A 13,588-nucleotide genomic window follows, 5' to 3' on the forward strand; every position below is an offset into this window, starting at 1 on the left:
GGCCGCGCAAGCGGCGGGCCTGAATTTCGGGGATAGTCCATGTTCGTGACATCTGCCTTTGCGCAAGAGTCCGCGCCATCAGCCGATACCAGCCACGCTGCGACGGAAGGCGAAACGCATTCCGGCACCAGCGTGCCTGCTGAAGCGCATGGCACGTTTCCGCCATTCGATCCGGCGACGTTCCCGTCGCAGCTTCTGTGGCTGGCGATCACCTTCGGGCTGTTCTATCTCTTCCTGAAGCGGGTGGTGATGCCGCGCGTCGGCGGCATCATCGATGTCCGCAACGATCGCATCACGCAGGACCTTGATCAGGCGGCCAAGTTGAAGGGCGAGGCCGACGCCGCCGTTGCTGCCTACGAGCAGGAACTGGCGGAAGCCAAGACCAAGGCCAACGCGATCGGCCAGCAGGCCAACGACGCGGCCAAGGCCGAGGCCGACACCGCGCGCAAGAAGGTCGAGGCCGCGCTCGACGCCAAGCTTGGCGAAGCCGAAGCCCGCATTTCTTCCATCAAGGCCAATGCCATGAAGGAAGTCGGCAGCATCGCCGAGGATACCGCTTCGGCGATCGTCGAAGCCCTGGCTGGCGGCAAGGCCAGCAAGGCCGAGATCGCGGCCGCGGTCAAATCCGTGGCCCGGTGAGGAGCGCATCATGGATTACACATCTCTCGCGACGCTCTGGGCCACGGTTGCCCTGGTCATCTTCCTGGGCATTGCCGTCTACATCAAGGTGCCTCGCCTGATCGCCAAGGCGCTCGACGCCCGCGCCGCCAGGATCAGCAATGAACTGGACGAAGCACGCCGACTGCGCGAGGAGGCCCAGCAACTGCTTGGCCAGTATCAGCGCAAGCGCAAGGAAGCCGAGCAGGAGGCCGCCGACATCGTCGCCGCCGCCAAGCGCGAAGCCGATATGCTTGCCGCCGAGGCGCACAAGAAAACCGAGGACTATGTTGTCAGGCGCACCGCGCTTGCCGAACAGAAGATCGGCCAGGCCGAGCGTGACGCCATCAGCGAAGTCCGCGCCAGCGCCGTCGATATCGCCGTCGAGGCAGCGCGCGCGCTGCTTGCCGGCAAGATCGACGCCAAGGCCGGTGCCGATCTGTTCAAGGCTTCGCTTGCGGACGTGAAGTCGAAGCTGAACTGAGCCCTCACAGCCCTCATACAATTAAAGCCGCCCGGGCAACCTGGCGGCTTTTTTGCTTGGAGAGTGCGTGAGACGCTGAAGCGGTCAATCTCCCCACAAGGGGGAGATTGACTTGTCGCTGCTGCCGTTGCTCAATCCAGCCCAGCAAAGCTCTCTTCTTCGACCACTTCAGCGCCACCCAGCCTGAACGGCGAAAACGACACGCGATGCAGCCGCGCCACCGGGCCATGCGCTTCGATCGCGGTGCGATGGCGAACCGTGGCGTAGCCCATGTGGACTTCGAACCCGTAGCGGTCGTGATGATTGCCGCAGCCGCACATCATGCGGTCACGCATCACCTTGGCGACGATCGAGGCGGCAGCGATCGATTGCGAACGCTGGTCGCCCTTGATCAGCGCGCGCCCTTCACAAGGCAGCCCCGGCGGCACGTCGCGTCCATCAGCGAGGGCTAGTTTCGGTCGGACCGACAGTCCGACAAGGGCGCGCCGCATGGCTTCCAGGCTTGCCTTGAGGATGTTGCTGCCGTCGATGCCCTCGGCACTGATTGAGGCCATCGAGACCGCCTGCGCGGAGCCAAGAATTCGCAGGAACAAGGCCTCACGCTGCAAATGGCTGAGGCGTTTGGAATCGTCGAGGCCGTCCGGAATGTTGGCGGGATCAAGCACCACGGCCGCGGCGACCACCGGCCCGGCCAGGGGGCCACGGCCGGCCTCGTCCATCCCGGCGACCGGCCACAGGCCCTCCGCCATCGCCTTCGTCTCGAAGGAGAAGTCAGGCTTCTCGATGATCTCAAAGAGAGGCGGAGAATCAGAACGCGCGCGAGCCATGTTGCGGCGAGGTTCGCATCGGCTCTGATTCTCCGCAAGTCCCTCCGGGTCGGGTGGGGCGCCGGACCGGGAGGGCACCGTCTGCAGGCCGGGGCAGGCCGGACGGGATTCTGGTGCCGCGACGGATCAAACCACCGCGACGAATTGTCTCTCAAAGCAGCGTCAGCTGCACCTGGTCTTTCCCGGCGGCAACGAACTGGTCGGTCCGCAGCGTGCGCCGTTCGGCATTGAGGCCGAGCCGCTTGGCTGTGATCTCGAAGCGCCGGCCGATCTGCCAGGCGTAGGGACCGGCGCCCTTCATGCGCTTGCCCCATTCCGAATCGTAGTCCTTGCCGTCGCGCATCGAGCGGACCAGCGACATCACATGGCGGTAGCGGTCGGGATAATGGCGCAGCAGCCAATCCTTGAAGATCGGGCTGACCTCCAGCGGCAGGCGCAGGATCACGTAGCCCGCTTCGCGCGCGCCGGCCGCACGTGCGGAATCGAGGATGCGTTCCATCTCCGGATCGGTCAGGCCCGGAATGATAGGAGCCACCATGACCGACGCCGGAATGCCGGCATCCGAAAGCTGCCGGATCGCTTCCAGCCGCTTGGTCGGTGTCGACGCGCGCGGCTCCATGGTGCGCGCCAGCATACGGTCGAGCGTCGTCACCGACAGCGCCACCTTGGCGAGCCCGCGTTCGGCCATGCGTGACAGGATATCGATATCGCGCGTCACCAGAGCGGACTTTGTCACGATGCCGACTGGATGGCCGCGCGCTTCCAGCACTTCGAGAATTTCGCGCATGATCCGGTATTGCTTCTCGATCGGCTGGTAGGGGTCGGTGTTGGTGCCGATGGCGATGGTGCGCGGCTGGTAGCTGTCTTTCGAAAGCTCCTTGTCAAGCAAGCGCGCCGCATCAGGCTTGGCGAACAACTTCGATTCGAAATCCAGACCCGGCGACAGGCCCATGAACGCGTGCGTCGGGCGGGCAAAGCAATAGACGCAGCCATGCTCGCAGCCGCGATAGGGGTTGATGGAACGGTCGAAGGAAATGTCGGGCGATTCGTTGCGGGTGATGATTGTGCGCGGCTTCTCGACCTGCACTTCGGTCTTGAAGGGCGGCAGTTCCTCCAGCGAATTCCAGCCATCGTCGAACACGTGCCGGCTGATCGGCTCGAACCGGCCGGACGGATTGATACCCGCTGACCTGCCGCGGTTGCGGTCCGGGCGGACACGCATGCCGCTCTGCTCGACCATCGCGTTGGCCATCTCGGCTCTTCCTGCTCCGAAAGCTGCAATGTCGGCGCGCACGATCTGTTCCATTTTCGCCCGCTCCCAGGGACTGTCCATGTTGTGTCGAATCGCTCTGCTCATGAAATTATTCCTATTTCGTTGATAAGAACAAAGCAAGAACTTTCTATGGTGCGATGCAAAACTGGCGCTGTCGGGCGCTTTCCGCTATTCGGCTAAGGATGCTCAGTGTTCTCATCGAAACCCGCAACGACGAGGAGGGCCTCGCCCGCACGCTCGCCTCGTTGATTGGCGGCGCGGTCGAAGGCGTGGTGCGTGAAGTCATCGTCTGCGACACAGGCTCTACCGACCAGACGCATCATGTGGCCGAGCATGCCGGCTGTCAGTACGTGACGGGCGGTGTCGCTGCCGGCATCCGCCAGGCCAAGGGGGATTGGTTGCTGCTCCTGGAGCCGGGCGCGCGGCTGGTGGAGGGCTGGATCGATGAAGTTGTCGCCCATACGGCCAGGCAGACCATGGCGGCACGGTTTTCGCGCACGCGAGCCAGTCGCACGCCATTCCTGGCCCGGGTCTTTTCGGGAAACCGCGCCTTGGCCGACGGCTTGCTGATCAGCAAGCGTCAGGCGGCGGCCGCGGCCAAGAGTGCCGGCAGTGCCGAGGCCATCGCCCGCGGCCTCGCGACGAAGCGGCTCGACGCCGAAATCTGGATGGCGCCGGCCAAGCAGGAGCGCCGCCCCTCGACGTGATTTTTTGCAGTTGCTCAGGTCATTGTGCATTGCACAAAGTTTGACGCGGGGTTAGCTTCCGTTCAAGCGGGAATTGGGTTTGGGTCATGCCGAGAGGCGAGCACCGATGCGGCATCGGTGGTGCTCTCATAGCCGAGGACCCAATGAAGCTTTCAACCCCCGACACATCCGGCGCGGCCAGTCTCGAGGCCATTGCGCGCAACGGCAGCCTGCTGCGGCGCATCGCCGTGCGTATTCCAACCTATCTGACGGACCTGCGTGAGAACCCTGCCTGGCTGCCGATGTTCGTGTTGGCGCGCACCATGCCCGGACGCCGCATGCATTGGCTCGGCGCAAAGCGCGCCCGCCCGGTCGCCAATGCCGGGGATACGATGTTTGCCGGTGTCGAACGGGGAGCGGTCGTCGATGCGTTGCGCTCCGACGGGCTGTTCTCAGGCCTGGTCCTGCCGCCTGATATCCATGAAGAGATCGCCGACTTCGCCGGGCGCACGCCTTGCTTCGGCAATTTCGACCGCCGTCTCGAATTCATGCCGGGGGAACATGCCGAGGCCGAGAAACGCCTTGGCCGCTCGCTGCTTAGCGGGCATTTTTTCGAGCGCATCCTCGACTGCCCGGCGGCGCTTGCCATCCAGCGCGATCCGCTGCTTCTGGATATTGCCGCGCACTATCTCGGCGGCCAGGCGAAACTGATCACGACGCGGGTCTGGTGGAGTTTTCCCACAGGTGCCGCTTCGGATGCCGACAAGAACCTCGCCTCGCTCGGCAAGTATCATTTTGACCTCGACGACTGGCGCATGCTGAAATTCTTCTTCTACCTCAAGCCGGTCGACGCCGACACCGGTCCGCATGTCTATGTCAGGGGCAGCCACAAGCGCCGCAGCCTAAAGCATCAGCTTACCCTTCTGGTCGGCCATCCCGCGCAACAGGTTCTGGATGTCTATGGCGAGCAGAGCCCGGTGACGCTGACCGGCGAGGCCGGTCTCGGCTTCGTCGAGGACCCCTTTGGCTTTCATATGGGCACCGTGCCGGCACGCACGCCGCGACTGATGATGGAAGTCGGCTTCGGCGTATCGCCGCCGTCGCGCCGACGGTTTCATGGCGAGCCGGTCATCCGCTGAGAGCTGCCTATCCGAAGCTCATCTCGACAGGCGTCCAGTGAGCGCGGCGCCTGGCTTGGCGCTGTGCCCGGCTTTCGGCATCGAAGTCGACACGAGCCGGCTCCTGATTGAACCGCTCTCGGTCGTCCAGGGCGTTGATGATGACGATCGCCCTTGCGTCATCCTCTCCGGCGATTGCGGCGACATAGACGCCGCAATCCCGGCAGATCAAATAGTCGGCCGTCCTCAGCCCGAACTGATATTTTCGCAATCGCGCCTCATCCTTGACCGAGATGGTCAGTCTGCCGTCCGGATCGGCAATGGCGCGCGAACCATGTCTGACACAGAACGAGCATTGGCAGGCGCGAACTTCGATTTGCGATGGGTCGAGTTCGGTTGAAAATGCAAGGCGTATGTTGCCGCAATGGCATCCGCCGGTATGCGTGGTCATGGTTCTGCCTTGTCGTGATGGCGATGATCGCCTTCAGGCAAGGTACTTTTCCGAGGTTCGGTTTGGAATGGTGTTTCGAAGGCACCGGTGCTGTTCTGCCTGCAAAAGCGGCGTGGAACCGACGCTTTGCCTGGCTTTTACAAAGCCGATTTGCCGCGCCGTAAATGCTCGTCCAGGCGCGGCATGATCTCGACGAAGTTGCACGGCATGTGCCGGTAGTCGAGCTGCGCTTTCAGGATGCCGTCCCACGCGTCCTTGCAGGCGCCTGGCGAACCCGGCAGCACGAAGACGAAGGTGGCGTTGACGACGCCGCCGGTCGCCCGACTCTGGATCGTCGAGGTGCCGATCTTGTCGTAGGAAATCCGGTGGAACACTTCCGAAAAGCCATCCATGCGCTTTTCGAAGATCGGCTCCAGCGCGTCCGGCGTCACGTCACGGCCTGTGAAGCCGGTGCCGCCGGTGGTGATGACGACATCGATATTCTTGTCCTGTGACCACGCCAGAACCGTGTCGCGGATTTTCTCGCGGTCGTCGGTGACGATATTGCGGGCCGCCAGCAGATGGCCGGCCTCGGTGATGCGGTCGGCCAGCGTCTGGCCGGATTTGTCGTCGGCGAGGCTGCGCGTATCCGAAACGGTCAGCACCGCGATGCGCACGGGAATGAAGGAGCGGCTCTCGTCAATTCTGGCCATCTGCGCCCTCCGATGCGATGCTGCGCGTCGCGGCAACGAACCAGTCGGGCTGGCGGCCGCGGATTTCGGCGGCGGCGCGCTTGGCGACATTGCCGGTTTCGAACAGGCCGAAACATGTCGCGCCGGATCCCGACATCCGCGAGAACCCCGATCCGGCCTTGTTCAGCCAGGAAAGCGCCCTGCCGATTGCGGGTTGCACCTCCAGCGCCGCGGGCTCGAGATCGTTGCGGGTGATCTCCAGCCAGTTGCGCAGGCTGTGAAAATCGATGCTGCGCGGCAGCGGCGGCAAGGCCTCATTGTCGCGCCGGGAAAGCGCTGCAAAGACATCCGCCGTCGACACCGGGGTGCCTGGATTGACCAACACCAGGCCAAGCGCCGAAAAATCCGGCACCATCGACAGTTCATCGCCGATGCCACGCGCCACCAGCGGCTTTGCCGCCAGGCACATCGGCACATCGGCGCCAAGCGAAAGGCCGATCCGCGCCAGCTCGCTGCCATCGATGTCCAGCGCCCATGTCTCCACCAGTCCGCGCAGCACGGTCGCCGCGTCGCTCGAACCGCCGCCGACGCCGGAGGCAACCGGCAGGTTCTTTTCCAGCCGAATAGCGACCGGCGGTGTTCTCTCGTGCCCGGCTGTCTGCCGCAGGGCATCGCGCGCCTTGAGCACCAGATTGCTGGCGTCGAGAGGAACGGCCGGGGCGTAACGGCCGGATACGGTAAACTCATCGCCGTCGGCGGGCGCGATTTCGACCCTGTCGCCAAACCGTGTGAACACCGCCAGGCTCTCGATCAGATGATAGCCGTCAGGGCGCCTGCCGGTGACATGCAGCGCAAGATTGATTTTGGCGTGTGCGTGCCAGCTACGCGACCCGATGTCGGTGTCCACAATCGTCTGCGGGATGATGCTCAGTCCTTGGCCAGCCGGTATTCGCCGGTCTTCGGATCCTTGACCAAAGTGCCGATCGCGCCGTTGGCCGTTTGCTTTTCTGTGCGCCGCACCTTGGCGGTCACGCGCTCGGCTTCCCTAATGAAGGTGCGGTAGCCGAAATAGGCGGCAACGCCAACGACGGCGAAGAAAATGATCTGCGGCATGCCAAAACTCCTCCCACGCTGGGCCGGCGAAGGCGGCCGGTCGGGTCGGTTGATGCATGTCGACCCGCTTTTGGGAACACGACATGCATGAAACTCAAGCTCTCATGCTAGACGGTTTTGCCGGGTTTTCAAAGCCCGAAGCGAGACCACAATGCGCGCTCTTCCGCCGCATCGATCACGCCGCTGGCGGCAGCGGCTGCGATATCGGGCGCTGAAAAGCCCTTGCTTGAGCCGAACAGGCCGAAGCGGCTAAGGAAACCGCGCGGTGTCGTGATCAGCCTGAGTTGGGTTTTCGCCCCGAAACGGGTCTTGAGCACAGTGCGCATGTCGCCGAGCGCATCGACCAGCCCGAGTTCGAGGCCCTTGATGCCGGTCCAGAACAGGCCGGTGAACAGGTCCGGATCGTCCTTCAGTTTCGTGCCGCGCCGCTCCTTGACGAGGTCGATGAAGGTTGCGTGCACCTCGAGCTGCAGCGCCTTCAGCCGCTCGACATCTTCCTTTTTCTCGGGCTTGAACGGATCGAGCACCGCCTTGTTCTGGCCAGCGGTGTGGACACGTCGCTCGATGCCGATCTTCTTCATCAGTTCCGGGAAGCCAAACGAAGCCGAGACGACGCCGATCGACCCGACGATGGAGGACGGATCGGCAAAGATCTCGTCACCGGCGACCGCGATCATGTAGCCGCCCGACGCCGCGACATCCTCGACGAAGACCAGTACCTTTTTGTTCTTTTCCGTGGCCAGGTCACGGATGCGCTTGAAGATCAGCCTAGACTGCACCGGCGAGCCGCCCGGCGAATTGATCGAGATGGCGACCGCCGGCGCGTCGTAGGAAAACGCCTTCTCGATGAGGCCGGCGGTGGAAGCCAGCGACAGGCTCGGCCGAAACTGGCCACCGCCTGCCATGATGGTGCCGTGCAGCCGGATGACCGGAATGGTGACGACGGTGGAGCGCCAGGATTTCGGCAACAGGCGGTTGATGAGTCGTTTCACGAGGGCGCGGTCTCCGGTCGATAGGTTGCAGGCATGTAGGGATTTCCCGGCCAACGGCAATGTGGCCGGGCAGAATAGCTCAATCTCCGAACAGCGAGGCGAGGCCGTTGGTGATCATTTCGCTGCGCTCGTCGGGGCCGTTGCCTGATTGCGCGTGCAGCATCAGGGGCGGGCGGATGGCAAGCTTTCCCCGTGTCCCGAGCGCTGCCCGCACGACGATGCGGATCGCCGCCGCATCGGGACGAGGGTGGACGGCGAGCATCTCGGCATCGCCGAAGCGGCCGGCGATCGCATCGAGAATGGCTCCGAGCTGTTCGGGCCGGGCGATTACGGCGAACCCGCCGCGCGGCCTCACCACCGCCGCCGCACTTCTGATCCAGCTCTCGAACAGCCCGTCCTCCATGACATGGGCTTCCTTTCGCAGGCGATCCGATGTGGCGCGGTCCCGGGGAGCATTGAACGGCGGGTTCATGATGACGAAGTCGAAGTCGTTGTCGGCGAGGCCGGCGGCTGCCCGCGCCCGGCCCGATACGGTGACATCGGCGCCCAGCACGGATGCGCGATCGCTGAGATGGGCATTGCCGGGATGGGCAAGCGTCGCCGCCGCGAAGGCCGCCATTTCCGGCGCGCGTTCGACAAGCACCGCCTCTGCCGCCGGGCAGCGTGACAGCACCGCCAGTCCGGCAGCTCCGGCTCCGGCGCCGAAATCGGCCAGGCGCCCGCTAAAGGTCGATGGCACGGAGGCCGCCAGCATCATCGCATCCATGCCGGCGCGATGACCGCCATGTTTGGGCTGCACGAGCCAGAATCGGCCGCGATGGAAAGCGTCGACCGTATGGGCCGGCGTGTCCGGGACAAGGGCGGCGGGCGCGGCGGACATTATTTTCCGCGGATTTCGTTGGCGATGCCGGCATCCGTCAGGATGCGCCGTGCCGCGTCGGCCTGGTCGGCATCGACCATGACGCGTTTCTGCAAAAGGCCGATCGACCCTTCTAGAATGCTCATATTCTGATCGGCGACAAAGCAGGCGATGCCGGCGTCGCGCATCAGCGATTCAACAAAGGAGATGATCACGGCATCGTTGGTGCGGACAAGTTCTATCATCGTATGAAACTCGCAGTTTGCGCTATTGATGTAAACGGGGAGGGGATTCCGAGGCAGAGCCCCGTTCCCTCTCGGGTCCCCGTTCCCTCTCGGGTCGTTGACATTCCGTCATCGACGCCGCGCCAATTCGCCACTTGCCGTGGCCATGTCCGCCGCCCTAGAGTCCATGCAGGGACTAAGGGTGCCGTCGCACGCTCTATACCAAGACGGGAGTGATTGTTGTGGGTGTCGTTCTCAACATCGAAAAAGGGAAGCGGGAGCCCGCCTCCATCAAGGATCTGATCGATCTGACAGTGGCGGATATGGGGCGCGTCAATGAATTGATCCTGTCCAAGGCCGGCTCCGACGTCGAGATGATCCCGGAGGTCGCCAACCATTTGATCTCGTCCGGCGGCAAACGGCTGCGGCCGATGCTGACGCTGGCCGCCGCGCAGATGTTCGGCTATGCCGGCGAGGGCCACGTCAAGCTCGCCACCTCCGTCGAATTCATGCACACGGCGACGCTTCTCCACGACGATGTCGTCGACGAGAGCGGCATGCGGCGCGGCAAGAAGACCGCCCGCATGATCTGGGGCAACCAGGCAAGCGTGCTGGTCGGCGACTTCCTGCTCGGCCAGGCTTTCCGCATGATGGTCGATGTCGGCTCGCTCGAAGCGCTCGATATCCTGTCGAGTGCTGCCTCCATCATCGCCGAGGGCGAGGTTATGCAGCTTGCCGCCGCCAAGAACCTCGAAACCACCGAGGACGAGCATTTCGCCGTCATCAAGGCCAAGACCGCCGCACTGTTTTCGGCTGCTGCCGAGGTCGGCCCCGTCATTGCCCAGGCGACCCGCAACGATCGTGCGGCGCTGCGCTCCTACGGCATGAATCTCGGCCTTGCCTTCCAGCTGATCGATGACGCGCTGGACTATGGCGGCACCAGCAAGGATCTCGGCAAGAATGTCGGCGACGATTTCCGCGAAGGCAAGGTGACCTTGCCGGTCATTCTCGCCTATCGGCGGGGCACGAAGGCCGAGCGCACTTTCTGGAAGCGTGCCATCGAGGACAATGTCACCGATGACGCCGGTCTGGAAAAGGCGATCGGCCTGATGACTCGCCATGGCGCCATTGCCGACACGATCGGACGCGCCCGCCATTTCGGCGAGATCGCCCGCGACGCGCTGGCGCCGCTGGAAGCGACGCCGCAGAAATCGGCGCTGATCGACGTCATCGATTTCTGCATCAGCCGGGTGAACTGAGCGGCGTCACCCGGTTGCCGGCTACTTCGCCTTTCCCGGCAAAGCGATTGCGGCAAGCAGGCTGACAACGATGCCCGCCGCCGCCAGCCAGAAGGCGATCTGTATGCCGTCGGCTATCGCGGCCTTCAGTGCATCGCCGCTCAATCCGCCGACATTGCTGTTGGCGATCGCGATCAACGTCGCCATGCCGATCGCGTTGCCGATGTTGAGCGTTGTGCAGGCCATCCCCGAGGCGACGCCCTGTTCGTCGTGAGCCACGCCCGACGCGGCCGCGATCCACATGGCGGTCCAGACGATGCCCTGTCCGACACCGGAGATGATCAGCCCTGGAACGAGAGCCAGATAGAAGCTGTTGGCTGATGCTCCAAGGACCATCAGCGCCGTGCCGGCCGCCCCTATGACCATGCCGCCGACCAGGGTCGAGCGGGTTGAAAAGCGCGTTGCCAGGCGTTCACCGAGCTGCGTGCCGGCGGCGATGGCGATCGACGGCACCAGGAAGGCGAGGCCGGTTTCCAGCGCGGTGAAGCCATGCACGGTCTGCAACAGGACGGTGAGGAAATAGGGCAGGGCCCCGAACGTTCCCATGAACAGGAAGGTGATCGTCATGCCGGCGACGAGGCTGCGATTGCGGAACAGCCGCAGCGGCATCAGCGGGTCAGCGCTCTTCGCCTCAATCAGCGCGAAGGCGATGATGAAGATCGCTGCCAGCGCGGCGCTGGCGATGATCGCTGGCGAACCCCAGCCATATTCAGGTCCCTGGACCAGCGTGAAGACCAGCAATGTGGCGCCTGCGGTGACGGTCAGCGCGCCCGGGAGATCGAAGTTGCGGTGCTCGCGCCGCTTGGGGTCGCGTGGAATGATGGCAAAAGCGGCGATGATGGCGATGCCTGCCAGCAGCACATTGACGTAGAAGACCGACGACCAGCCGAAGGCGCCTGTCAGGAATCCACCGGCCAGTGAGCCAAGGGTGAGGCCGCTCGCGCCGGCACCGCCCCACACCGCCAGCGCCCTGTTGCGTTCCGGTCCTTCGGCAAACAGGCGGTTGATCAGCGAGAGCGTCGCCGGGAACAGGAAAGCGCCGCCGATGCCTTGTACAGCGCGGGCAGCGATGATGATTTCCGGCGACCAGGCGAGGCCGCCGACCAGCGACGAAAGCGCATAGAGCCAGAGAGCGAAGATGAAAATGCGGCGCTGACCGATAAGGTCGGCGGCTCGGCCGCCGAACAGCAGAAAACCGCCGGTAAACACGGTGTAGGCGCTCACCACCCATTGCAAGGTCTGGCCGGAAAAGCCCAGTCCAGCCCCGATTTCGGGCAGCGCCACGAAGACGATGTTGATGTCGAGAGCGATGATAAGCTGGGCGAAGGCGAGCAATGCCAGCGTAGCGCCGAGCTTCGCGCCAACCTCTCCCTGTGTCGCCATGGCGCCGAACGGCAGCCCTTGATCGAATGAACTCATGCCAATCTCCTTTTGATTCTTTATCGATCGACAAAGAATTGAATTTGCAATCCGGAGTCAAGCGGATTATTTGTGGATCGATAAAGAAATGGAGGCTGCAATGGCGGGACGGCCAAGGGAGTTCGACAGAGCCCAGGCTCTGCAGAAAGCGCGCGATGCCTTCTGGATGCGCGGCTACGAGGGCACCTCGATGGCCGACCTCGTCTCCATGCTTGGCCTAGCCTCGGCGCGCATCTATGCCGCCTTTGGCTCGAAGGAGGATCTGTTTCGCGAAGCCGTTGTTCTCTACGAAACCAGCGAAGGAAGCTTCGCCACCAGCGCGCTTGCCGAGGAGCCGACCGCAAGGCGGTTTGTCGAGCGGTTGCTGCGCGATGCGATCGATATCTACACAAGGCCGGACTTGCCGAAAGGCTGCATGGTCGTCTCGGCCGCCACCAACTGCGCCACGGAAAACGATAACGTGCTGCACTGGCTGGCCGAGCGCCGACTGGCGCGCAATGCGTTGATTGTGGAGCGCTTGAAAAAGGGTGTTCGCGACGGCGACCTCAAGCCGAATACTGATCCGGAAGCGCTTGGCGACTACTACACCACACTGTTGTTTGGCCTCTCTGTGCAGGCGCGCGACGGGGTGCCGAAGAAGCGGCTGCATGACCTTATCACCGTGGCGATGCCTGCGCTCGACGGTTTCGTCTCACAGCCTTGAGTCTTGCTTCTGGCGCCTCGCGATTTCGACTGCAATTGGCTCGACAAGCTGCCCTGCCGCAAATTATCTATAAACATGGCAAAGGGCACAGACGACACCATCGCGGTGCGCATCAGCAAGGTTCTGGCGGACCGCATCATCTCCGGTGCGATCGAGCCAGGGGCCAGGCTTCGGCAGGATCATATCGCCGAGGAATTCCAAACCAGCCATGTTCCGGTGCGCGAGGCCTTCCGCCGTCTAGAGGCGCAGGGACTGGCCATCGGCGAGCCGCGCCGCGGCGTGCGTGTCGCGTCTTTCGATCTGGGCGAGGTCAAGGAGGTCGCCGAAATGCGGGCGGCACTCGAAGTGCTGGCGCTGCGCCACGCCGCGCCGCACCTGACATCGGCCATTCTCGATCTCGCGGAAGAGGCGACCAAGGCCGGCGACAAGTCCCGCGATGTCAGGTCGTGGGAAGAGGCCAACCGCGCCTTCCACCGCTTGATCCTGTCGCCATGCGGCATGCCGCGCCTGCTCGCGACCATCGACGACCTGCATGCGGCAAGCGCACGTTTCCTGTTCGCGGCATGGCGCTCGGAGTGGGAGACGCGCACCGATCAGGACCATCGCGCGATCCTCTCCGCCTTGCGGCAGGGAAACACCGAATCCGCGGCCGTCACACTGGGGCGGCACGTCCAATGGATTGGCCGCAAGCCGGTCAGGACGGCCTCCGGGACGACGCGCGAAGCTTTTGCCATCGTGGGTTAGACGGCCTCCGCCAAAGCCAGGGCTTGCAATCCCCAGGGAAGTGTGGATTCGATAATAGATCGAAAACAG

The 13,588-nt window shown here is 63.6% G+C and carries 17 protein-coding genes; 7 read left to right on the forward strand and 10 right to left on the reverse strand.

The features are described 5' to 3' along the window. Positions 1-39 precede the first annotated feature (39 nt). Together NKJ00_RS02680 and NKJ00_RS02685 are read left to right on the forward strand one after the other, a co-directional pair. Entirely contained in the window at positions 40-639 is a 600-nt protein-coding gene (locus tag NKJ00_RS02680; RefSeq protein ID WP_023808676.1) for a F0F1 ATP synthase subunit B, read from the forward strand. 10 nt (positions 640-649) lie between these two features. Then, positions 650-1,141 (forward strand): F0F1 ATP synthase subunit B, encoded by a 492-nt coding sequence (locus NKJ00_RS02685; RefSeq protein WP_023808675.1) that lies wholly within the window; start codon positions 650-652, stop codon positions 1,139-1,141. A 131-nt stretch (positions 1,142-1,272) separates the two neighbouring features. On the opposite strand, the gene rnhB is transcribed toward NKJ00_RS02685, so the two are convergent. Continuing rightward, positions 1,273-1,968, reverse strand: a complete 696-nt coding sequence (rnhB, locus tag NKJ00_RS02690) for a ribonuclease HII (RefSeq protein ID WP_127290952.1) — start codon at positions 1,966-1,968, stop codon at positions 1,273-1,275. A 151-nt stretch (positions 1,969-2,119) separates the two neighbouring features. Continuing rightward, positions 2,120-3,274 carry a PA0069 family radical SAM protein gene (locus NKJ00_RS02695; protein ID WP_352609466.1) on the reverse strand — a complete coding sequence of 385 codons (1,155 nt, stop codon included), beginning with the start codon at positions 3,272-3,274 and terminating at the stop codon, positions 2,120-2,122. A 149-nt stretch (positions 3,275-3,423) separates the two neighbouring features. Here NKJ00_RS02695 and NKJ00_RS02700 point away from each other — a divergent pair, with 149 nt between their 5' ends. Together NKJ00_RS02700 and NKJ00_RS02705 are read left to right on the forward strand one after the other, a co-directional pair. Then, entirely contained in the window at positions 3,424-3,948 is a 525-nt protein-coding gene (locus NKJ00_RS02700) for a glycosyltransferase (protein ID WP_023808672.1), read from the forward strand. 143 nt (positions 3,949-4,091) lie between these two features. After that, positions 4,092-5,066, forward strand: coding sequence for a hypothetical protein (locus tag NKJ00_RS02705; RefSeq protein ID WP_023808671.1), 975 nt, complete (start codon positions 4,092-4,094; stop codon positions 5,064-5,066). Between the two features lie 7 nt (positions 5,067-5,073). Here the strand turns inward: NKJ00_RS02705 and NKJ00_RS02710 are convergent, their stop codons facing one another. The 7 genes from NKJ00_RS02710 to NKJ00_RS02740 all read right to left on the reverse strand — a co-directional run bounded on the left by NKJ00_RS02710 (position 5,074) and on the right by NKJ00_RS02740 (position 9,376). Then, positions 5,074-5,496 carry a GFA family protein gene (locus NKJ00_RS02710; protein WP_023808670.1) on the reverse strand — a complete coding sequence of 141 codons (423 nt, stop codon included), beginning with the start codon at positions 5,494-5,496 and terminating at the stop codon, positions 5,074-5,076. Between the two features lie 137 nt (positions 5,497-5,633). Beyond that, positions 5,634-6,188 (reverse strand): molybdenum cofactor biosynthesis protein B, encoded by a 555-nt coding sequence (moaB, locus tag NKJ00_RS02715; protein ID WP_023808669.1) that lies wholly within the window; start codon positions 6,186-6,188, stop codon positions 5,634-5,636. Then, positions 6,175-7,074 (reverse strand): 4-(cytidine 5'-diphospho)-2-C-methyl-D-erythritol kinase, encoded by a 900-nt coding sequence (locus NKJ00_RS02720; RefSeq protein WP_023808668.1) that lies wholly within the window; start codon positions 7,072-7,074, stop codon positions 6,175-6,177. The genes moaB and NKJ00_RS02720 overlap by 14 nt, the downstream gene beginning before the upstream one ends. A 20-nt stretch (positions 7,075-7,094) precedes the next feature. Continuing rightward, complete coding sequence (locus NKJ00_RS02725; protein ID WP_023808667.1) at positions 7,095-7,280, reverse strand: membrane protein; 186 nt, start codon at positions 7,278-7,280, stop codon at positions 7,095-7,097. Between the two features lie 128 nt (positions 7,281-7,408). Continuing rightward, entirely contained in the window at positions 7,409-8,272 is an 864-nt protein-coding gene (locus tag NKJ00_RS02730) for a S49 family peptidase (RefSeq protein ID WP_023808666.1), read from the reverse strand. A 79-nt stretch (positions 8,273-8,351) separates the two neighbouring features. Continuing rightward, positions 8,352-9,152 carry a tRNA1(Val) (adenine(37)-N6)-methyltransferase gene (locus tag NKJ00_RS02735; protein ID WP_352609407.1) on the reverse strand — a complete coding sequence of 267 codons (801 nt, stop codon included), beginning with the start codon at positions 9,150-9,152 and terminating at the stop codon, positions 8,352-8,354. Continuing rightward, positions 9,152-9,376: a putative signal transducing protein gene (locus NKJ00_RS02740; RefSeq protein WP_127257011.1), complete on the reverse strand. Its 225-nt coding sequence runs from the start codon at positions 9,374-9,376 to the stop codon at positions 9,152-9,154. The genes NKJ00_RS02735 and NKJ00_RS02740 overlap by 1 nt, the downstream gene beginning before the upstream one ends. A gap of 221 nt (positions 9,377-9,597) precedes the next feature. On the opposite strand from NKJ00_RS02740, the gene NKJ00_RS02745 reads away from it, so the two are divergent. Beyond that, entirely contained in the window at positions 9,598-10,614 is a 1,017-nt protein-coding gene (locus NKJ00_RS02745; RefSeq protein ID WP_352628601.1) for a polyprenyl synthetase family protein, read from the forward strand. Between the two features lie 21 nt (positions 10,615-10,635). On the opposite strand, the gene NKJ00_RS02750 is transcribed toward NKJ00_RS02745, so the two are convergent. Beyond that, a complete protein-coding gene (locus tag NKJ00_RS02750) occupies positions 10,636-12,072 on the reverse strand; it encodes an MFS transporter (protein ID WP_352628603.1) in 1,437 nt (478 codons plus the stop codon). Positions 12,073-12,172: 100 nt separating this feature from the next. Between NKJ00_RS02750 and NKJ00_RS02755 the strand changes: the two genes are divergently transcribed. Together NKJ00_RS02755 and NKJ00_RS02760 are read left to right on the forward strand one after the other, a co-directional pair. Beyond that, on the forward strand, positions 12,173-12,775 hold the full coding sequence (locus NKJ00_RS02755; protein WP_128302473.1) for a TetR/AcrR family transcriptional regulator: 603 nt from the start codon (positions 12,173-12,175) through the stop codon (positions 12,773-12,775). A 75-nt stretch (positions 12,776-12,850) separates the two neighbouring features. Then, the gene (locus NKJ00_RS02760) at positions 12,851-13,519 is read left to right on the forward strand and encodes a GntR family transcriptional regulator (RefSeq protein ID WP_127272279.1); all 669 of its coding nucleotides are present in this window, start codon (positions 12,851-12,853) and stop codon (positions 13,517-13,519) included. Positions 13,520-13,588: the final 69 nt, after the last annotated feature.

This window comes from Mesorhizobium sp. M0227 (assembly GCF_040321855.1).
Classification (GTDB): domain Bacteria; phylum Pseudomonadota; class Alphaproteobacteria; order Rhizobiales; family Rhizobiaceae; genus Mesorhizobium.